We start from the raw sequence: 18,290 nt of genomic DNA, 5'->3' as shown, positions 1-18,290 counted from the left end.
GAACGAAGTCCAGGACCTCGCTCCGAATGTACCCGATGCAGGTCTTTTCGGTGCCGCAGTCGGTGCACTTGCGCTCGGCTTCCGGCACGCGGACGACCTTCTGCTTGCGCGGAAGATGCGCGGGCAGTGCAGTGCGGCCCTTGTGGGGCGGCGGGCGCTTCGGCTCGGGATTCGGCTTCTCCGACGGAGGCTCGTCCCCGATTGCATCACGAGCCGCTTCCGGCGTGTCCTTGCCGAGCGCATCGAGCATCAACGTGAGCTGCTCCGCGCTGACCTTCTCGGTGCGGCGCCCGTAGAGCATCCGGAGCGCATTCTGCAGCCTCGCTGCGAGGGCCGTGTTTTCATCCCGCACCCGGGCCAAAAGGCCCATGACGACCTCGACGAGCTCGTCGACCCGCCCCTCCTCGGCCATCGACAGGAGCTTCGAGCGCACGTGGACGAGGTCCTGGGGAGCGTTTGTCCGCGGGGAGGTCATACGCGCTCTGTATGCCTCGCGCGCCTGAATATCAAGCGAAAACGTCGCACCCTGGTTTGCCAACGGAGACTCGGGCGAACCTACGGCGGCTACGGAGGACGAGCCCTCACGCGTGTTGCCGCGGCTGCGGGAGGAGCCGAAACCGCTTGCGGCGCTGGGCGTCGCTCAGATCGATGCCTTCGAGGAGCAGGCCCAGCTCGGCGGCGTCGACCTCGAGGTGGCGGGCGGCGGGCGACGCCGGTACGGGGAGGTGGAAGCGTCCACGTGCGAGCCTCTTGGCAATGATGCAATAGCCGGTGCGGTCCCAGAACAGCACGCGGATCTGATCCCCGCGACGATTCCGGAACACGAAGAGGTGGCCCGAGGTGGGATCCTGGCCGATGATCTGCGCCACGGCAGCCGACAGGCCATCGAAGCTCTTGCGCATGTCCGCGGGCGTCGTGGCCACGTAGATACGCAACGCGGGCGGGAGCGTGAACATCAGCGCGACTCCGAATCACGCAACAAGCCGAGGACACGCAGCAGCGTTTCCTCGTCGAATCCCGGGGTGACGCGCACCGCGTGTCGCTCGTCGACGACGATCTCCACGCCGCTGCGGGCCAGAGGCGCGGCCTGCTCACGGGGCAATACGGCTTCGACGAGGTGAACGGGCAGGAATGCCGGAACCGACTCGGTGGGCGCGGTCGGCGCGTCCTCGATTGCTTCGCGTTTACGCAGCGACCAGCTCCACCAATGCAGGCTGTGCGCGTCGACCCCTACCTTCGCGCCAAACTCCCCCGCACGCAGGCCGCTGCGCTTCCAGCGCGCGACCAGCCGAGCCCACTGCTTCGCCGTCCTCCGTGCCATCCGTCCTCCAGACGCGTTGAGGGCAGGGTGAACGGCTGGCGCGGGGGCTCCAAGATGTAGTTGGCCGGGCGCTTACGCCTCACCGAAGCCTCGGCAGGCGGTCGCCCCCGTACTCCACCGTGGCAAGCTCCTCGCGCTCTCGCCCAAGTTCCACCCCGCGACGGCCGTCGGCGAGGAGATCGAGGCCGGAACGTCGTGGGCGCCCGTGGATCTTCCCGAGGACATCGTCGGGCCGATGAGCGTCATGTTGTGTCTCGACTTTCGTATCCCCACCGCTCTCGTCACCGACTGTCCCCAACCGGTGGGGCGCTTGACAGAACCTTGACAACTCACTGCGGACCGTGATTTGACCTACCAAGGAGACTTCCGTCAGCCACCCTCCCCCTCCCTATGCACCCGTTTCCTCCTGGATTTGCAGTCATCGACGTCGAGACCACTGGCCTCCGACCTCAGTCCGAACGCATCATCGAGATCGGCCTCGTACGCACCGACGTCTACGGCAACGTCCTGAGCGAGCTGTCGACCCTGCTCAACCCCCAGCGAAATCCAGGCGCGACGCATATCCATGGCATCACCCCGGCAGACATCACGGATGCTCCACGATTCCGCGAGGTGCTACCGGAGCTCGTCAGGCACCTGGCCGGTGCGGTTCTCGTAGGACACAACCTGCGGTTCGATCGCGGTTTCTTGCAGCATGAGTTTTCACGTACAGAATACGCGTTCCCTGCCGCTCCCCAGCTCTGCACACGGGATCTTGCCGTCGAGTTCTTGCCGCATCTCCCCAATTACCGACTGCCCACGTGTGGTGCTGCCATTGGTATCCATCATGCCTACCACCATACTGCGCTCGAGGACGCACGCGTAACGACCAAGCTCCTCCAGCACTTCGGCCGCATGATGACCGCCCGGACCGCGTGGCCATGGGGGTTTGAGATCGAGCAAGCTCGCGCTGTCGCGTGGCCCCATATCGTCGGACCATCGCGCTTGCTCACGCGGCGCGGAAGCGCGGAACGGCGTGCAGCGGAGAAAACATATCTGTCACGGCTCGTCGGCCATGTGCCAGCTCGCTCGGCTGAGGGGAACACGAATACGCGCGCTTATTTCTCGATGCTCGACGAGATCCTCGAAGACCGCCGCGTAACAGCAGAGGAGGCGCAGGCGATCTATGAGGTGGCTCACTCGCACGGGCTTGGAGGAGAGGACCTCCTCGCAGCGCATCGCACGTATCTCGTCGGCCTCGTGCGTGTGGCTCTCGCCGACGGCGTCATCACCGACGTCGAAGCGGCGGATCTCGCAAACGTCACGAGCCTCCTCGGTCTGAGCGAGTCCGACCTGCACCGAGCCTTCATGGATGCGCGTGCCGGTGTGATCGCGCCCATGCCAGGCGAGGAGCGTCCGCTGCGCGTGGGCATGACCGTGTGCTTCACGGGCGAGAGCGTGCCTCCGAAGGACGAGCTCGAGCATCGCGCTCGGCAGACAGGGCTGCGGGTGGTGAGCGCCATGTCTGGCAAGGTGGACGTCCTCGTCGTGGACGATCCGTATTCGATGTCGGTAAAGGCACAGCAAGCGCGAGATGCGAACCTTCGTGTCCTTGCCGTGCCCACATTTCTTTCGCTACTCGCGCGCTGCGAGCCCGCGGAGCCGGGCAGCAAGGCTTCCGTCCATTCACCTGCTGAGCGACGCCGGCCGCAGAGCCTTGGAGACCTCGATGGCAAACGCGTACTCGTGCTCGGCGTCGAGGCCGACGCGGACGTGCGCCTTACGAAGCTGATGACGGCTGCTGGAGCCACGATTGCCAAGAGGCTCACGCCTTCGGTCGATATCGTGGTGCATGTCGACGAAGAGTCCGAGGCAGAGCGAATTGGACGTGCCCGCGATCTCGGATGCGTCCTCCTCTCTGTCCGGGAGGTCGAGGCCCTACCAGAAACACGCGCCGAAGCGCCCTCGACACAGTCGCCGGTGTTCCCGGCTCAATCACAGAACCCTCCCCCGGCCCCAGTAGCGCCAATTGCCCAAGTCCGTTCGGCATCGTCCCAGCGTGAGGGCGCGCCATGGCCTTCCGGTTGGTATCCGGATCCCTGGGGGGCCGCACCGACTCGATGGTGGGACGGCAGTCGGTGGACGGAACACGTGCAGGGACGGGGGTGACGGTTGATTCGACGTCGCCTCGGCGGCCGATGCGGAGCAAGAGGTCTGGCTGGCGATCACCGATGCCCTTCGTCCTTCCCGTCACCACTCCCACCGCGCGCACCGCCGGCCGTGGCCTGACCGTCGTCGACTTCTCCGCAGGGCGACACGCTGTCCCCCCGCGGCCCCCGCGCCTCCGCCTTCACCCCTCGCAGCGCCCCTCTCCCCCGTGTCCGAATACGTCGAAAACGAATGCATAAATAAATTGCCGAACGGCAACTAGACTTCTATTCGCCGCGAGCCCGACGGCCGAAGAAGGCCATCGTCGGCATTGGCAAGGCCGAGCTCGACGAGACAGGCGAGACCTGGCACGCGCCCATCGAGATCTCTGGGCCCAAGGCTTCACAGGTCTTCCGGAGTCGGGCGTCCGGTGTCGACTCCGTGCGGGCAGTCATCGGCAGCCCCCAGCCCCCTTGGCCCCGGCCCCCATCTTCCCGTAACCTGGCCCTCCCCCGCTATGAACAAGCCGAACCTCCCCATCGCCGTCATCGAGGTCAAGGACAACAACCACGCCGTCGGCGCCGACATGCAGCAGGGGCTCGCGTATACCGAGCTCCTTTCCTGAAGTTTTGAGCCATGGGCTGGGCCACCGGATACATCACCAAACTTCGCACCGGAGAGACCGTTTCCTTCCGCCCGCGGGGCAACTCCATGGCTCCGCGGATCGAATCCGGTCAGCTCTGCACCGTGGAGCCCGTCGACCCACGCGACCTCCGCCCCGGCGACATCGTCCTCTGCAAGGTCCGCGGGACCGAGTATCTCCATTTCGTCAAGAGCGTGCAGGATGGGCGGTTCCAGATTGGGAACAACCGCGGGCACATCAATGGGTGGATCGGGCACAATGCGATCTTCGGGCGGCTCGTGAAGGTCGAGCCGTGAGGCGAAGGTGGGGCGCAATGCGCGCCCCACCTTCCCCGACCCTCCACTGGATCCACAGTGCGCGCAGCCCTGTGCTTGCCCGGGTCCCAGCGCCTTCAGAGATCTTGATTGACCGGCAAGCCTTCAGGGTGATAGCCTACGTCGAGAACGGGGGCCATGGAAGTGTACCTCACGTTGCTGGCGCTTGTGGTGGGTGGGGCGCTCGTCGGGTGCGGTCCAAGCGTGACGGCTTTTCAGTGCAGGGATCCAGCAAGCTGCGATCTTCAAACGGACCTCTGCTACAATAGTTGTGCCAACCCCGGAGCTGTCTCTGGTTGCGGGGATTGCTGCCAAGCAAACCAGAAGAAGTGTCACAATTGCGACGAGACGGCTGTATTCCATCAGTGTCATTGAGACGCAGAGAACACACCATGCGAATCACCGTCGTTGTCTTGGTCGCCATTCATGGACTCCTGACCACTTCGTGCGGCCACTCGGAGTCGAATCGTATCACCCTCCCGCGTGGTGAAGTTCAACGCGTCGAGGAATGTCACCTCCTCCTCGACTTCGCGCCCATCAGCCCGAAGGGCGTTCCCTTTGCTGACATGCGCTACGTCTGTGGCGTATCGGAATCAGCGCTGAAGCAACAAGAGTGGTGGGGTGACAAGCCTCAGCCGCTCGCGTTTGCCTTGAAACAAGGCGACTGCATCCCCCTCGATACAGCCTATTACTGCGTGGAAGCCATCGAACCGGGGACCTCGGTCACGCTGAAAGCGACGTACAAAAAACCCCGGCGACCGGAGCACATGCTCGAGCGTTTGCCCTGAGTTCGTCTGGTTTCCGGGAGGCGCCCCTCCCGCGGCAGGAAAAATCGTCCAGGGGGTGAACGGATCCCCCCGCCAGCCTGCCCAAGACGAGACGTGACGACCCCCGAACCCGCCGCGCCCCCTCTCGGTTCCTTCGCCAGCCTCTACCAGGCCTACGCCGCCCAGCTCCCGCACTGGTTCCGTCGGCTCCGTGTCCCGGCCGTCAGCACCGCCGATGCGGAACAAGAGGTCTGGCAAGCCGTCACCGAGGCCCCCGAGAGCATCCCGACGAGCCCCACCGAGGCCCGGCGCGCACTCTTCGATCTCGCCGTGCGCGTCGCCCAGAACCACAGGCGCCGCGAGGCGCGGAACGCGGCCCGCCGAAGCGCCGTCGCGGTCGACGACATCGAGTCCGACCGGCCAAACCTCGAAGAACAAGCGGCCGTCGCGCTCGCGTTGATCGAAGCGCTCGAAGAGCTCCGCGACGAGGCGACACGCCGCATGGTCCTTGCAAACAAGGTCCTCGGGTACACGGAGCCCGAGATCGCCGCCCGGTTCGGCATGCCCGTGAACACGGTGCACAGCCGCATTCGGCGGGCCTGCGTGCAGCTCGCCAAGCGCCTCCGCGCGAACGACGCGCGCGAGGAGCGGCGCGGCGTCCTGCTCCTTCCCGGCGCGATCGTGTTCGATCCGGAGATCCGCGCCGCGATGGCCGCGATCCTGTCCGTGGACGGTCGTCTCCCCTCGTTCGGCGGAGGCGGGCCCGGGGACCCGCCGCCCCCACCTCCGCCGCCTCCCCCGCCCGTGCCGAAAGCTCCCGGGCTCGCCTCGAGCCCCACGACCGCGTCGAACCTCGCCGCCCTGGTCGTGCTCCTCCTGCTCGGGCCTGCGTGCGCGGCGGCGCTGGTCTTCCTCTTCCTCGGGCCCCCCGAGCGCCCCGCGCTCGCCCGCGGCGGTCTCTTCGTGCCGACCCCGCGCATCGATTTCGGCGAGCCACACGAGAGCGCGCATGCCTCCGCGACGCCGCCCCCGACGCTGCCGACGAGCGCTCCGACCTCGACGCCCTCCACGCGCGCGCCTCGCCCCGAGACGTTGAGCGACGAGGCGCGCCGCGCTCTCCGCCTGGATCGACCTGCGTTCACGCACACGCGGGGCGAGTAACACGCCGTGGATTTCCCCGGGCCCTTTCTGGCGCCCGGGGCGGGAATCCCGACGGCGCGCGGGCTCCTGCACTTCATCGCGCCTGCAAGGTGATGCCATGTCGAACGAAGCCCAGACCATCGACGACACGACCGAGGCCCCCGAGCTCACAACCGAATTCGCCATCGGGAGCGACGGCCATCTCTATGTCAGCGCGGAGAGCCTACCGCCCGGGGCTTTGGCCGGGCGCAAGCAGTTCGTCGGATACGAACTCACGAGCAAGGAGGCAAGGCAAGTCTGGGAGACGCTCCATCGGCTCGCGTTCAACGCGACGCAACCCCTACGCGCCCGCCGTTGAGCTTTCGAAGCCCCCGCGAGGGTTCGTCCTGGATACGCTCTCGCTCGATGACCCTCGCGCGGTTCGTGTTCGTCCTGGTCCTCGTGCTCGTCGGCGGCGTGTCACGCGCCGACGAGCCCCCGGGCCCCCCGAGCCGCATCGATCAAGCGGCGCGATTTGCAGAACTCGTGCGCGAGGGCGACCGCGCCCGCGCCGCGGGGCGAACCTCCGCGGCCGTCCAGGCGTACAGCGAAGCCCTTCGTATTCGTGACGATCCCGCGATCGTGGGCCGCCTCGGGCTCGTCGCCCTCGAAGGGGGCGCGACGGCCGAAGCGGTGAGTTATCTGCTCCGCGCCATCATCGATGGGCACGACGTCCCACCTGCCGAGCGGCGCAGGATTCAGGACGCCTACGAACGCGCGCGCCCGCAGGTCTGCCGCGTCGACGTCGCGCTGAGCCATCTCGGGGCCGATGTGCTGATCGATGGCGAGCTGGAGCGCGCGTCGTCCACCGCGGGCGAGTTTTACGTGTTCACGTCGCCGGGGCGGCACGAGGTGCGCGCGACGCTCGGGGGGTTTCATGATGCCATCGAGACGATCGACGCCCCCAAGGGCGGGCGCGTGCGGGTCTCGCTGGTGCTGACGCCCCTCCCCCCGCCGAGCCCGCCGCCGGCTCCCGAGGCGCCCGCGACGTCGAAGCCGGCGAGCCCGGCCCCGAGTTCCCCGTGTCCCGCGCCGAACTCGAAGCCACCAGCCCCGAGCGCCCCGAACTCGAAGCCCCGGCGATGGAGCCCGGCCTTCGGTGCGACGTCCATTTACGGCGCGCTCGCCCCGCTCCCTACGTTCGGCTTCGTCGCTTCCTCGGAGTGGCCGTTTGGCGAGGTCTTCTCCGCCCGGCTCGACATCCGCGTAGCCAAATCGGCACGTGATGTGGAGGGCGCGGCCATCCGTGGCGTCATCCTCGGCGCCTGGCCGGCCTTATGTGCGACCGCGGGCAGGTTTTCGGGGTGCCTGCTCGGGACAGCCGGCGCGATCGAGCAGTCATGGGACGACGTGTCCCTTTGGAGGCCCTTCCTCGGGTTTGGCGCGGGCGGCACGGGGAGGCTCATCTCTATCGGCCCTGCTGAACTACGTTTGTCCGTGGACGCTGCGATCCTGCTGGACAACTACCCGATTCTCCTAGCAGGCGGCGTCAAACTATGGACCGGCCCCCCACTCCTCGGGAGTCTCAGCGCGCTGGTGGTTTTTCCGGGGCATTGACCTGGGTTTGTCCCTCATGGTACGGTGCTCCCCATGTATCACAAGTTGTCCGGTTTCATCGTGCTCGGCATCCTGCTCGGAGCCCTCATGGGCGCTGTCGAGGGATGCGGTTCTGAACCGTTTGTGTTCCCGTGCGACCCGTTGAAGCGCCCTTGCCCCGATCCGTATACGTGCATCGAGGAGGTCTGTTACCTGCCCGATGCCGGCACCGATTCGAGCAGCGGGGGGGGGCCCGCCTCCGCCATCGGATGCACCGGCCCCTGCATCCCCCACCCGCCCGACGCATGGGATCTCCGCGCGCTCTGGCACGGGCCCGCGGCCGAGGCCCCGCAGATCTGCCCCGCGCTCGGTACCGACGGAGAAACCGCGCTCCCGCTCTTCGTCGGGCGTGCGGACGTCTCCGCCCCCCCTGCGAACTGCGATACCTGCAAATGCACGGAAGCAACGGGCGCGTGCACGACGCTCCCCGAGACGATCGAGGTCCGCGCCGCGACATGCGGGGCCGCGGGCACGAGCACGCCGTTCGGCGGCCCCGACGGGTGGGACGGGTCCTGCACGAACGCAAACGCACTGGCCGCGGGCGCCATGTGCGGCGGGGCCTTGTGCGCGCAGTCGATCGCCGTCTCGCCGCTCGGCGCTCCCACGGGCGAAACGTGCGCGTCGTTCGCGGAGCCGATCCCCGTCACGCAATACGGGCTCCCTGCGCCGACGTGGGCGACAGCGGCGATCGGTTGCCTGATCCCGACGTGCAACGTGCCGAGTGCGTCTTGTCTCCCCTCGATCCGCCGCCTCCCCGACGGGTTCCAGACGTGCATCAAGCGAGGGGGGGAGCACGTCTGCCCCGCGGGGTGGAACGGCGATCGGTTCGTCGTGTACGAGGTGACGCACGAGAAGCCGGGCTGGCTGGAAGGGCGCGAATGTACGGCGTGTGAATGCGGCGCGCCCGTCGGCGGGGCGTGCCTCGCGCGCGTGCGCACCTTCGAGGATGGCGCGTGTTCGAAGCTGCTCTCGGACGACGGGATCTCGTCGGTCGTCGAGCAATGCTCGAACGTCCCGCTCGCGGGGCTCGCGATCGGCAGCAAGGAGATCACGCCGCCCGAATACCTGCCCGGCGCGTGCGCGCCGAGCGGCGGGGAGCCGAGCGGGGATGTGAAGGAAGACCCGGAGCAGGTGGTGACGTTCTGCTGTCGGCCGCCGGATACTTGAGCGGCCCACCGATGATGCTGCCCGTCGCAGAGGCACTGTGGAGTTCGAGGCACGGGAAGTCATTCGGGAGGGATACGCTGCCGCTAGAATACTCATCATGGATGCGGGCGTTGGCGCCTTCCCAGCAGCGAGGGATCTCCCAAGGTATCAGGGAAGGAGGTGGAACTCGCTGAGGGTCGGGCCGTTGGTGCCCTGCATATGGAGCGACGCCGACGTGATACCGTAGTAGGTATGGTTGAGCGGGATCTCGAGATTGGGCCCGATATGGTCACCGGATGCCGCGAGGTAGGTCGTGGTGCCGGCGGACACGTACAGGTCGAAATGCTGGACCCGGAACTCCTTCGCTGACGTCCCCGCCTTGGGCAACGGACCGGCCTCGTTGATCACCGCGCTCGAGACGGTGCTCGCCGCGGGCAGGGTCACGTTGAGCCTCGCGTTGGTGACACCGGCCGGCGCCGCCCAGCGCGTGCCGTAGTCGCCATCAAAGGCCTTGGTCGCCGCGTAGGCCGCGCTGTAGACGGCCGGGTTTCCATTCCCGTCCACGGCCGTCGCCTGCGTGGCGTGGTAGGTCGCCGCGCCGGTGCTGGGAAACGCCTGAGGAATCACGTTGGGCCAGGCGATGCCGGCGTAGTTCGCGATCTGGTTGTACACCCACCCTGCCCCGGCCGCGTCGTAGTCGTGGGCGTAGTTGGTGAGCACCACGATGGCCATCTTACGGTTTGGCCAGATGGCGACAATGGACCAGTTGGATCCATTCGAGCCCGTGTGCCCGAGTTCGAGCCCGCCTGCCCTGTTGTTCACATTGACGGCAAAGCCAGGGCTGTAGTTGCTCCCCTTCACGGCGGTGCGGATCGCGTCCCGCGCGCTCGCCGAGTAGAAGTGCGTCGCGTCCTGCGGGCGCCACAAGGACATGTGGGCGAAGCGCGCGACGTCCTCGATCGAGGCGCTGACGCCGTCCACGGGGCTGCGCAGCCCCACGGCCGCGGAGTCATGCGGGATGGGGGCGCCGCTCCCGCTCCAGCTATGCTCGACGGCGTCGGGCGTCCACTTGGCGTGGGTCATTCCGAGTGGCGCGAAGAGCAGGGCCTCCATCAGGTCCTCGTACGCGTTGCCCGTCGCCCGCTCCATCATCGCGACGGCGAGGATATGGCTGCCGTCGTAGCTGACCCCGGTCCCGGGGGAGAAGAGGGGGGTATCCAGGACCGCGTCGTGGGCGTAGTTGAGGCGGCGGGTGACCAAGTCCGGCACGGATGCATAATCGTCGGCGGCGTCGCCGACATGGTTCACGTGGGCCATCGTATCATACGGCGTGCCGCTCGTATGCGCCGAGAGCTGGGCGGCGGTCACCGTGAGGTAAGAGAACGACGGCACGCTGAGGAAGAGATCCGGCAGCGAGGCGGCGAGCGTCGTATTCCACGACAGGTTGCCGAGGTCGACCTCCTTCGCGAGCAGGGCGCCGGTCAGCGCCTTGGACACCGAGCCGAGCTGAAAGGCGTCTGTCTCCTGGAGCGGAACCTCCACGACGCTGTACCGGAACCGGACGCCACGCGCGGCAAGGTAGATGTCATTATCGATGATCACCGCCGCGGCGATGCCGGGGATCTCTGGGTAGGCGCTGCGCGCGTCATTGAGCAGCGAGGCCATCGTCGGGTCATTGTGATGAATGACCGGGCTCTCCGCGCGGCTCGGCGATGCGGCGAGCAGGCAGACGGCAGCCGCGCCGGCTGCGGCCAAGGTCCGATAGAAAGAGCTGCGCTCGATCGAAATACGTTTCATGGTCGATCTCGTGTGAAAAAGGGGAGCCCTCGAGGGGACGCTGGGGCGGGCCGGGTCGTTCTACGTCGCACAGGCGGCCGTGCTGGAGCGCATCGCAACGCGCATGCCAGCGCGGCTTGCGCGTTCCCGGCGATTCGTCGCGCGGCGCCGGCCAGCGCTGTCTCCCGGGAGACAGGTTCTGTCTCCCCCCGAGGGAGACACGCCGGAGAGCCAGCCGTGGTAGGCGCGAACGAGTGTCTTGCCGGAAGACATGAGGTGTCTTCCGGCAAGACACAAAACGTCTCGCCGGAAGACATCTTCTGGCGGTACTCATTCAGGGGAAAGTCACGGCCCGAGCCGCGGCGATGGCTGCGGGAGCACGCTCCGGCCGGCGAGCGCGGAGGTAGCGCGCACGCCCCGGGGATGTACGGGCCCAGGCAGGCCGTGCGTCATGGCACGTGGAAGCCGCCGCCGGTGAAGCGGGCGCCTTGAATGGCGCTGCCCCGTGGACGGGTGCTGGTCAGGGACAATTTGCGAGGTTCGGGGTTTTGTAGTCGATCTGGGTGTACAACTGGCCGGCCGTGCCGTCGCCACCGATCCCGTACACATCGAAACTCACGTAGTTCTCGGTCGACGCGAAGCCGTACAGGCTGCAATCGCTCATCGCGAAGCTCACGCCGCAACCCAGGATGACGAGCTGGTTTGCCGCATTGAAGCCAACGGCGGGCGTCGCATAGAACTTCTTGCCGTAGCTGCCTGCCTCTGCGGAGTTGTCGGGCGTGGTGTCGGCCGCGCTCAACGTGCCGCCGCTCGATGTGCTCGTGCGGACGGACACCGTGATGTAAGAATTGAAGCAATTGGTGATCTTGTCGGCGCTATACGCTCCCTCGAACTGGGAGAAGTCCGCGAAAGCGTTGAAGCTGGCCCACTTGGCCGCCGTGCTCTGCACCTTGTGGATGATGAGGACGTCGCTGGTCCAGCCGGCCGACGAGGACCAGGGGGGGAACGTGGACATGGTGTAGAGCGGAGTGATGAGCGCCTCTTCCGCCTCGTCCACGCGCTCACCCGAGGCGAACTCGTCCGAGGCGAGCTCGCCCGAGGCGTCCGCCGCGCAGCCTGCCACCCCGAGGGAGGTCGCCCCCAGGATCATCATCATCGTCATGGTCCAACGGTTCATGAAACGGTCCTTTCGACGCGTCAGAGGTACCGACCCTCTGGCGACATGGCCGAAGCGCAAGCATCCGTGTCCTGCGCGTGGCTTCGAGGAGGCTTTTCAAGTTTGATGCCAACCGGGCGGGAGCGATTTCCCTGACGAAAATGGGTGGGCGTGGGCCCAGGCGCCGGGCCCGCCCTACGAGGTACGGGCTTCCGCCTCAAGGGTCTGGGGGTTCAGGCTCGAACCCTTGTTGCTCGTGACCCTCGGGGCTCATCGAACCATTGGCTGGCACCATTTCCTTTGAGAATGGGCCATTCCTCGTGCTTCTCGCCCTCATCGGGTGGCTCGTGGCGCTCGTCGTCGGGGGCGCCCGCCTCGTCGAGGGCCAGGCGTCCTGACGCCCGGCGGAAGCGAGGCTGGAATGGTGCTCCGTCGCGTCACTTCACCGACGTTCCGCGCTATACGAGGCAGCTTATGGATGCGGAAGCGCACGTCGGGAGCATCATCTCTGGCAAGTACCGCGTCGAGCGCATCCTCGGCCGCGGCGGCATGGGCGTTGTCGTCGCCGCGAGGCACCTCCACCTCGGCGAGCGCGTGGCCATCAAGTTCCCCCTCGCGCGGATGATCCTGCGCAGCGACGTCGCGGCGCGCCTCGCGCGCGAGGGGCGCGCCGCCATGCGAATCCGCAGCGAGCACGTCGCCCGGGTCTTCGACGTCGGCGCGCTCGCGACCGGCGAACCCTACCTGGTCATGGAGTACCTCGACGGCCAGGACCTCGGCGCGGCGCTCGCCAGGGGCGGACCGCTGCCGATCGACGCGGCCGTCGCGTACATCCTGCAGGCCGCGGAGGCGCTCGCCGAGGCGCACGCGCTCGGCATGGTGCACCGCGACATCAAGCCCGGGAACCTCTTCCTCGTCCGCCGCGCCGACGGCTCGCCCCTGGTGAAGGTCATCGACTTCGGCATCTCCAAGCGCGTCAACGTCGCGGCCGACGGCGCGGACCTGCATCTCACCGAATCGAACGCGATGGTAGGTTCGCCGCTGTACATGGCGCCCGAGCAGATGCGCACGTCCCGCAAGATCGACGCGCGCGCCGACCTCTGGGCCCTCGGCGCCACCCTGTACACGCTGCTCACCGGCGCGCCCCCCTTCCCGGCGAAGTCGATCCTCGAGATCCACGAGCTCATCCTCCGCGGCGCGCCGCCGCTCCGCGACGCGCTCCCGGGCGCGCCACCCGCGCTCGAGGCAATCGTCCAGCGGTGCTTGCAGCCCGATCCCGCGGACCGTTATGCCGACGTGGCCGAGCTCGCCACGGCGCTGGCCGACGTCGCGCCGGAGCACGCGCGCACCTCCGCGCAGCGCGTCGCGCTCATCCTCGCCACATCCGCGGTCCCCGAGGACGCGCCGATCGACGAAGCCGCGGCCGAGCCCTCTTCCTCGACCTTCGATGGCACGGCAAACCCCTCCACCACCGGCCGGGGGACCGCGCCCTCCGCCGAGCCGTCATGGGCCGACGCCCCCCGGCAGGAGCGCAACAGCGCCGCATTGCCGGCCGCCGCCGAGCAGCAGGTGACAACCTCGCCGGTGGCGGGCGCACCGTCGGTCCCTCCGCGGCGCTCTGCGGCGTCGCGCGCGCTGGTGATCGCCGCCGTGGCCGCGGCCGCGGTCATCGGCGCCACGGTGGAGGCAAAACTCGCCGCGGGTCACACCTCTGCGCCGACGGCGTCTGCAGCGCAGGACGCCGATCTCAGCGCCATTCCCGGCGCGGCCGAGAGCGCGACGATAAGCATCCGATCCGCGCTGCCGATCGCGCACGTGCAGACCGAATGCGCGAAGATCGCGGCCGCCGACTGTCGGTACACCAAAGACTTCCCCACGGTCGCGGCCTTCGACGGCGATCACGGGACGTTTTGGGCCGCGCCCTACGACGTGACAAGCTCGACACTCACCGTCACCCTGCGCGCGCCGAGCACGATCTCGGCCGCGGTGCTCTTCGAGCGCGGCCCGCTGCCAAAGCGGGTGATCTCCGGCACGGTGGTGCAGCTCGTGTGGGAGGAGCTCGAGTTCCGCGTGCGCGGCTGGGAGCTGTGGCTCTCCAACGGCACGAACGAGTGGCAGGTCGCGTCTGGAAAGGACATCGGTCCTCGACGGGAGATTCGGCTCGACCAGCGCTACCACGATATCCAGCGCGTATGGCTCAAGATGGAGAGCACCGACGGACCGAGCCTCTACGAAGTTGAATTCGTGCCCTAGCCCGATACCCGTGCCCCCGTGTCTTGCGGAGCCCACCTCCGTCGGATAGCGTGCGGCCGCATCCGCGCCGCATGCCAAGAGCCCCCGCCGGAACCCTCGATCACTCCACCCTCCCGCCCACGAGCCTCTCGGATCCTGGAGCCTCCCACGCCGGGCTCGAGATGGATGGGCTGGTCATCTTGTGGTCAAGGCACGAGCCGGCCCGGATCGGAGAGGCGCTGCTGATCCCCACGGGCGACCCTGGCCCGTGGATCTTCGGGCGGGGCGATAACCGGCTCGGCGAGGCGGAGCGGCGCGTCTTCCTCGTGCGCCAGCGCCCAGGCGCGCTCGTGCCGACGGGGCCGCTCGTATGTCCGCGGATCTCGCGGGCGCAGCTTCGCCTGGGATCGACCGCGAGCGGCGGGCTCGAGATCGAGAATGTGGGCTCGTGCCCGCTGGTGTACGGCGGGCGCGAGGTGACCCACGCCTCCGTCGCGCCGGGGGAGGTCATCGAGCTGCGCAACGAGCTGCTCCTGCTCTGCGTCCACCGCGCGCCCATCCGCCCCGCGCAGACCGAGGATCTCGACGTCCCGCTCCACGCCTTCGGCGAGGCGGACGCCTTCGGCATGGTCGGCGAGAGCCCGATCCTCTGGGACCTCCGCCACCGTATCGCCGCTGTCGCGCGCCACCACGCGCATGTGCTCATTCTGGGCGAGAGCGGCTCCGGCAAGGAGCTGGTGGCCGGCGCGATCCACGCGCGATCGGCGCGCGGCCGACGCCCTTTGGTCTCGCGCAACGCGGCCACCATCCCCGAGGGCCTGGCCGACGCCGAGCTCTTCGGCAACCAGCGCAACTACCCGAACGCGGGCATGCCCGAACGCCATGGCCTGGTGGGCGAGGCGCACCAGTCGACGCTCTTCCTCGACGAGTTCGCCGAGCTGCCGCAGGCCCTCCAGGCGCACCTGCTGCGGGTCCTGGATGAGGGCGAATACCAGCGCCTCGGCGAGTCCACGACCCGCCGCTCCGACCTCCGCGTCATCGCGGCCACGAACCGCCCCGAGAGCGACCTCAAGCCGGATGTGCTCGCGCGGCTGAAGATCCGCATCACGTTGCCCAGCCTCAACGCGCGGCGCGAGGACATTCCTCTGCTGGTGACGCAGCTCCTCCGGCGGCACGCGACGTCCGACCCGGCGATCGCCGAGCGGTTCTTCCCCGGCGGCGATCCGCGCGAGGCGCCGCGCGTCTCGCCCGTCCTGATGTCGGCTTTCGTTCAACGTCGTTACACGACCCATGTGCGCGAGCTCGACGCCCTGCTCCTTCGCGCGGTGCTCGAGGGGCGCGGGCGCTACGTCGAGCTGCCTCCCGAGCTCAAGGGCGACGTCGACCAGGCCGCGACGTCGAGCCCGCGCGGCGCGCCTGACGCGCTGACGCAGGAGGAGCGGGCGCGTCTCGCGCTCCTGCGCAAGCACCGCTTCAGCCCCACGGCGTGCGGCCGAGATCCTGCGTACCAGGGCAACCGGCAGCGCGCGGATCTGCACCTCCGGCAGCTCATCTGCCGGGCGCTGCGGATCGCCGCATGGGACATCGATCGCGCTGCGGCGCTCCTCGCCGGGAGCGAGGCGCGCGCCCTCGAGGCAAAGGTCCGCGCCCGGATCGCGGCATTCGTGTCGAACCTGCGCGCGCGCCTCGAGGACACGGCGACCGAGAAACAGCTCGAGCGCTCGCTCACCGAGGAGTGGAAGGGCGGCGCCGACGGGGTGCTGGAGGTGCTCGCGGCGCTGCGTGCGGGCAAACTCGACGCCTCAACGGTCGGCGCGCTGGACGAAGGAGCGGACTAAAGGCATGCGTCAGCGTGGCCGCGAGCTGCGCCGAACTCGGGGCGAAGCGGAACGCGTAGCCGTCGGGCACGTCGCACACTTCAAGGTGTGCAGAGCGAAAGGCCGCAAGCACGGTGCGACGGCGCTCCTGAAGCTCACGACCACTCAACAGGCAGGCCACCGGAACATGCGTTGTCGTCGGGCAGCAGGTATCCACGGGATCGGGTTCCTCCCCCCTCGTCACCTATCGGTACCGATACATGGGGGCAAGTCCACGTTTTTCGAAGGGCTTGCGGACTTGCACCACAAGCCCTTCGCCTGCAAGCACGGAAGCCGCGCGCCCCTAGGTCCAGCGTGTCCCATGGGGTTACGAAGGGACCTGTTGTATTGAGCCGTTTGTTCGGACCGATTGGAGTTGCGTGAAATCCTTTGGCGAACGAAAGGCTCGACCGCACGTCGGACACTGTACGATTCGAGGCAGTGCGCATACGTCGCTTCCGGGCTAGGAGCGGGCCGCATGAACATTCGTGGTGCGGTTCTTGGTTGCTTGTTCCTTACGTCTCTCCTCGTTGCGTGTGGCGGGGACTCGAACGAGGGATCGGGCTCGGAGGGCGGCGGCGGGACCTCGTCAGGCGTACCGTCGTGCGCCGACGTCTGCGCGGCCATCGGAAAGCAGTGCGGGCAGGTGCCCCCGAATTGCAGCGATGTCTGCCCGATGCTGTCGGATGAGGGCAAGGCGTGCGTCGTGAACGCGAGTTCATGCGCAGCCATCGACGCCTGCGGGAGCAGCGGCTCGACGACCAGCGGAAGCAGCAGCTCGAGCAGCGGAGGCAGCAGCTCGTCGAGCGCGAGCAGCGGATCGGGGGGCTCGGGGGATGTTTGCGCGGCCTGCAAATCGGACGAGTTTTGCGTGAAAAGCTCGTCGGTCGCGTCCGAGGTCGGTTGCGTCGGCCTCCCGCTCGATTGCAACGACGGGCTCTGCCAGTGCCTGATCGCGAAGGGGTGTTCGCAGGGCGGCAAGACGTGCTCGGGTAGCATCGTCGAATGCCTCTGATGCGCGCGACGCCGTGACGAAGGGGCCATCGGGCCCCTTCCTTCGGCGAATCCCCCCTTTTGCCCGCGCAGCCACATGGCCCTCGTGGGGCCGCTTCAGGGCCGGAGACGATGTCAGGGCGCCATTGCGCGAACGCCCGAGAGTCATCGGCGGCTCCTCCAGCCCCCTTGGCCCATCCCCCACCTTCCTGTAACCTGGCCCTCCCCTGTTATGAACAACCCGAACCTCCCCAGCGCCGTCATCGAGGTCGAGGACGACAACCACGCCGTCGGCGCCGGCATGCAGCAGGCGCTCGTGTATGCCGAGCTCCTTGCCTGAGGACACACGCCATGGGCTGGGCCACCGGATACATCACCAAGCTTCGCGCCGGCGAGGTCGTCTCCTTCCGCCCGCGGGGCAACTCCATGGCTCCGCGGATCGAGTCCGGTCAGCTCTGCACCGTGGAGCCCGTCGATCCACGCGACCTCCACCCCGGTGACATCGTCCTCTGCAAGGTCCGCGGGACCGAGTATCTCCATTTCGTCAAGAGCGTGCAGGATGGGCGGTTCCAGATTGGGAACGACCGAGGGCACATCAATGGGTGGATCGGGCACAATGCGATCTTCGGGCGGCTCGTGAAGGTGGAGCCGTGAGGGGAAAGTGGCACAATTGCAACGAGACGGCTGTATTCAATCCGTATCGTTGAGATGCAGACACTGTTCTTCCCCCGCTCCCGTGGACAAACCGACTATGCCGCAAACGCGGCCACTTGTGCTCGCAATTCGAACTCGACCGGGCTCAAGTACCCGAGGTACGAGTGCCGCCGGGCGTGGTTGTAGAACCGCTCGAGGATCACACCCAGGGAATCGTGGTCCATGTGCGGCGGAGCAAGACGGACCAGGAGGGGCGCGGACACGTGATCGCGGTGCATCGAGGACAGGAACTCTGCCCGGTGGCGGCGGTCGAGGCGTGGATGGCGACATCGGGGGTGCGTCGGGGGTGGCTGGTTCGGAAGGTGGACCGCTGGGGGCACGTCGGGGACGGACGGTGGCGCGGCTCCTGAAGCGGGCGGCGCTCCGGGCGGGACTCGATCCGGAGCGAGTGCGGCGGCTCGCGGGGCACTCGTTTCGAAGCGGGCATGTGACGGCGGCCGCCGGTGCGGGGGCAGGGCTCGCGGAGATCG

General features: G+C 67.9%; 17 protein-coding genes. 11 read left to right on the top strand and 6 right to left on the bottom strand.

Features of this window, described 5'->3' with window-relative positions; genetic code table 11:
* The 3 genes from QHF89_RS38190 to tnpA form a co-directional block, all read right to left on the bottom strand.
* Positions 1-475 (bottom strand): transposase domain-containing protein (locus QHF89_RS38190; protein WP_483880027.1); only part of this gene is annotated, 475 nt, incomplete at its 3' end.
* A gap of 106 nt (positions 476-581) precedes the next feature.
* A complete protein-coding gene (tnpB, locus tag QHF89_RS38185; RefSeq protein WP_136973402.1) occupies positions 582-956 on the bottom strand; it encodes an IS66 family insertion sequence element accessory protein TnpB in 375 nt (124 codons plus the stop codon).
* The gene (tnpA, locus tag QHF89_RS38180) at positions 956-1,321 is read right to left on the bottom strand and encodes an IS66 family insertion sequence element accessory protein TnpA (RefSeq protein WP_284721457.1); all 366 of its coding nucleotides are present in this window, start codon (positions 1,319-1,321) and stop codon (positions 956-958) included. The genes tnpB and tnpA overlap by 1 nt, the downstream gene beginning before the upstream one ends.
* A gap of 390 nt (positions 1,322-1,711) precedes the next feature.
* On the opposite strand from tnpA, the gene QHF89_RS38175 reads away from it, so the two are divergent.
* The 7 genes from QHF89_RS38175 to QHF89_RS38145 all read left to right on the top strand — a co-directional run bounded on the left by QHF89_RS38175 (position 1,712) and on the right by QHF89_RS38145 (position 9,114).
* On the top strand, positions 1,712-3,469 hold the full coding sequence (locus QHF89_RS38175; protein WP_136972375.1) for an exonuclease domain-containing protein: 1,758 nt from the start codon (positions 1,712-1,714) through the stop codon (positions 3,467-3,469).
* Between the two features lie 615 nt (positions 3,470-4,084).
* The gene (locus QHF89_RS38170) at positions 4,085-4,387 is read left to right on the top strand and encodes a S24 family peptidase (protein WP_136972373.1); all 303 of its coding nucleotides are present in this window, start codon (positions 4,085-4,087) and stop codon (positions 4,385-4,387) included.
* Positions 4,388-4,797: 410 nt separating this feature from the next.
* Complete coding sequence (locus tag QHF89_RS38165) at positions 4,798-5,193, top strand: hypothetical protein (protein ID WP_136972372.1); 396 nt, start codon at positions 4,798-4,800, stop codon at positions 5,191-5,193.
* A 93-nt stretch (positions 5,194-5,286) separates the two neighbouring features.
* On the top strand, positions 5,287-6,333 hold the full coding sequence (locus QHF89_RS38160) for an RNA polymerase sigma factor (protein ID WP_136972371.1): 1,047 nt from the start codon (positions 5,287-5,289) through the stop codon (positions 6,331-6,333).
* A 97-nt stretch (positions 6,334-6,430) separates the two neighbouring features.
* Entirely contained in the window at positions 6,431-6,670 is a 240-nt protein-coding gene (locus QHF89_RS38155; protein WP_136972370.1) for a hypothetical protein, read from the top strand.
* Between the two features lie 47 nt (positions 6,671-6,717).
* The gene (locus tag QHF89_RS38150; protein WP_136972369.1) at positions 6,718-7,908 is read left to right on the top strand and encodes a tetratricopeptide repeat protein; all 1,191 of its coding nucleotides are present in this window, start codon (positions 6,718-6,720) and stop codon (positions 7,906-7,908) included.
* Between the two features lie 33 nt (positions 7,909-7,941).
* Entirely contained in the window at positions 7,942-9,114 is a 1,173-nt protein-coding gene (locus QHF89_RS38145) for a hypothetical protein (RefSeq protein ID WP_136972368.1), read from the top strand.
* Between the two features lie 147 nt (positions 9,115-9,261).
* Here the strand turns inward: QHF89_RS38145 and QHF89_RS38140 are convergent, their stop codons facing one another.
* Complete coding sequence (locus tag QHF89_RS38140; protein ID WP_136972367.1) at positions 9,262-10,890, bottom strand: serine hydrolase; 1,629 nt, start codon at positions 10,888-10,890, stop codon at positions 9,262-9,264.
* 499 nt (positions 10,891-11,389) lie between these two features.
* Complete coding sequence (locus QHF89_RS38135) at positions 11,390-12,046, bottom strand: hypothetical protein (protein ID WP_136972366.1); 657 nt, start codon at positions 12,044-12,046, stop codon at positions 11,390-11,392.
* Between the two features lie 453 nt (positions 12,047-12,499).
* On the opposite strand from QHF89_RS38135, the gene QHF89_RS38130 reads away from it, so the two are divergent.
* From QHF89_RS38130 to QHF89_RS38115, 4 genes are all read left to right on the top strand, one after another.
* On the top strand, positions 12,500-14,278 hold the full coding sequence (locus QHF89_RS38130) for a protein kinase domain-containing protein (RefSeq protein WP_284721456.1): 1,779 nt from the start codon (positions 12,500-12,502) through the stop codon (positions 14,276-14,278).
* A 71-nt stretch (positions 14,279-14,349) separates the two neighbouring features.
* Positions 14,350-16,095, top strand: a complete 1,746-nt coding sequence (locus QHF89_RS38125) for a sigma 54-interacting transcriptional regulator (protein WP_136972364.1) — start codon at positions 14,350-14,352, stop codon at positions 16,093-16,095.
* A gap of 496 nt (positions 16,096-16,591) precedes the next feature.
* Positions 16,592-17,128, top strand: coding sequence for a hypothetical protein (locus tag QHF89_RS38120; protein ID WP_136972363.1), 537 nt, complete (start codon positions 16,592-16,594; stop codon positions 17,126-17,128).
* A gap of 329 nt (positions 17,129-17,457) precedes the next feature.
* The gene (locus QHF89_RS38115) at positions 17,458-17,760 is read left to right on the top strand and encodes a S24 family peptidase (protein ID WP_136972362.1); all 303 of its coding nucleotides are present in this window, start codon (positions 17,458-17,460) and stop codon (positions 17,758-17,760) included.
* 95 nt (positions 17,761-17,855) lie between these two features.
* Here QHF89_RS38115 and QHF89_RS38110 read toward each other — a convergent pair whose 3' ends face one another.
* On the bottom strand, positions 17,856-17,984 hold the full coding sequence (locus QHF89_RS38110; RefSeq protein ID WP_284721458.1) for an IS3 family transposase: 129 nt from the start codon (positions 17,982-17,984) through the stop codon (positions 17,856-17,858).
* Positions 17,985-18,290: the final 306 nt, after the last annotated feature.

It is taken from the genome of Polyangium sorediatum (assembly GCF_029946465.1).
Classification (GTDB): Bacteria; Myxococcota_A; Polyangia; order Polyangiales; family Polyangiaceae; genus Polyangium; species Polyangium fumosum.
Note: the sequence above shows the minus strand (reverse complement) of the source record. Positions and strands in the feature narration are given on the sequence as shown.

Excerpts from the sequence above, each read along its gene's own strand:
- tnpB (WP_136973402.1), bottom strand. The coding sequence starts at position 956 with ATGTTCACGCTCCCGCCCGCGTTGCGTATCTACGTGGCCACGACGCCC.
- tnpA (WP_284721457.1), bottom strand. The coding sequence starts at position 1,321 with ATGGCACGGAGGACGGCGAAGCAGTGGGCTCGGCTGGTCGCGCGCTGG.
- QHF89_RS38175 (WP_136972375.1), top strand. The coding sequence starts at position 1,712 with ATGCACCCGTTTCCTCCTGGATTTGCAGTCATCGACGTCGAGACCACT.
- QHF89_RS38170 (WP_136972373.1), top strand. The coding sequence starts at position 4,085 with ATGGGCTGGGCCACCGGATACATCACCAAACTTCGCACCGGAGAGACC.
- QHF89_RS38165 (WP_136972372.1), top strand. The coding sequence starts at position 4,798 with ATGCGAATCACCGTCGTTGTCTTGGTCGCCATTCATGGACTCCTGACC.
- QHF89_RS38155 (WP_136972370.1), top strand. The coding sequence starts at position 6,431 with ATGTCGAACGAAGCCCAGACCATCGACGACACGACCGAGGCCCCCGAG.
- QHF89_RS38150 (WP_136972369.1), top strand. The coding sequence starts at position 6,718 with ATGACCCTCGCGCGGTTCGTGTTCGTCCTGGTCCTCGTGCTCGTCGGC.
- QHF89_RS38145 (WP_136972368.1), top strand. The coding sequence starts at position 7,942 with ATGTATCACAAGTTGTCCGGTTTCATCGTGCTCGGCATCCTGCTCGGA.
- QHF89_RS38140 (WP_136972367.1), bottom strand. The coding sequence starts at position 10,890 with ATGAAACGTATTTCGATCGAGCGCAGCTCTTTCTATCGGACCTTGGCC.
- QHF89_RS38135 (WP_136972366.1), bottom strand. The coding sequence starts at position 12,046 with ATGAACCGTTGGACCATGACGATGATGATGATCCTGGGGGCGACCTCC.
- QHF89_RS38130 (WP_284721456.1), top strand. The coding sequence starts at position 12,500 with ATGGATGCGGAAGCGCACGTCGGGAGCATCATCTCTGGCAAGTACCGC.
- QHF89_RS38125 (WP_136972364.1), top strand. The coding sequence starts at position 14,350 with ATGCCAAGAGCCCCCGCCGGAACCCTCGATCACTCCACCCTCCCGCCC.
- QHF89_RS38120 (WP_136972363.1), top strand. The coding sequence starts at position 16,592 with ATGAACATTCGTGGTGCGGTTCTTGGTTGCTTGTTCCTTACGTCTCTC.
- QHF89_RS38115 (WP_136972362.1), top strand. The coding sequence starts at position 17,458 with ATGGGCTGGGCCACCGGATACATCACCAAGCTTCGCGCCGGCGAGGTC.
- QHF89_RS38110 (WP_284721458.1), bottom strand. The coding sequence starts at position 17,984 with ATGGACCACGATTCCCTGGGTGTGATCCTCGAGCGGTTCTACAACCAC.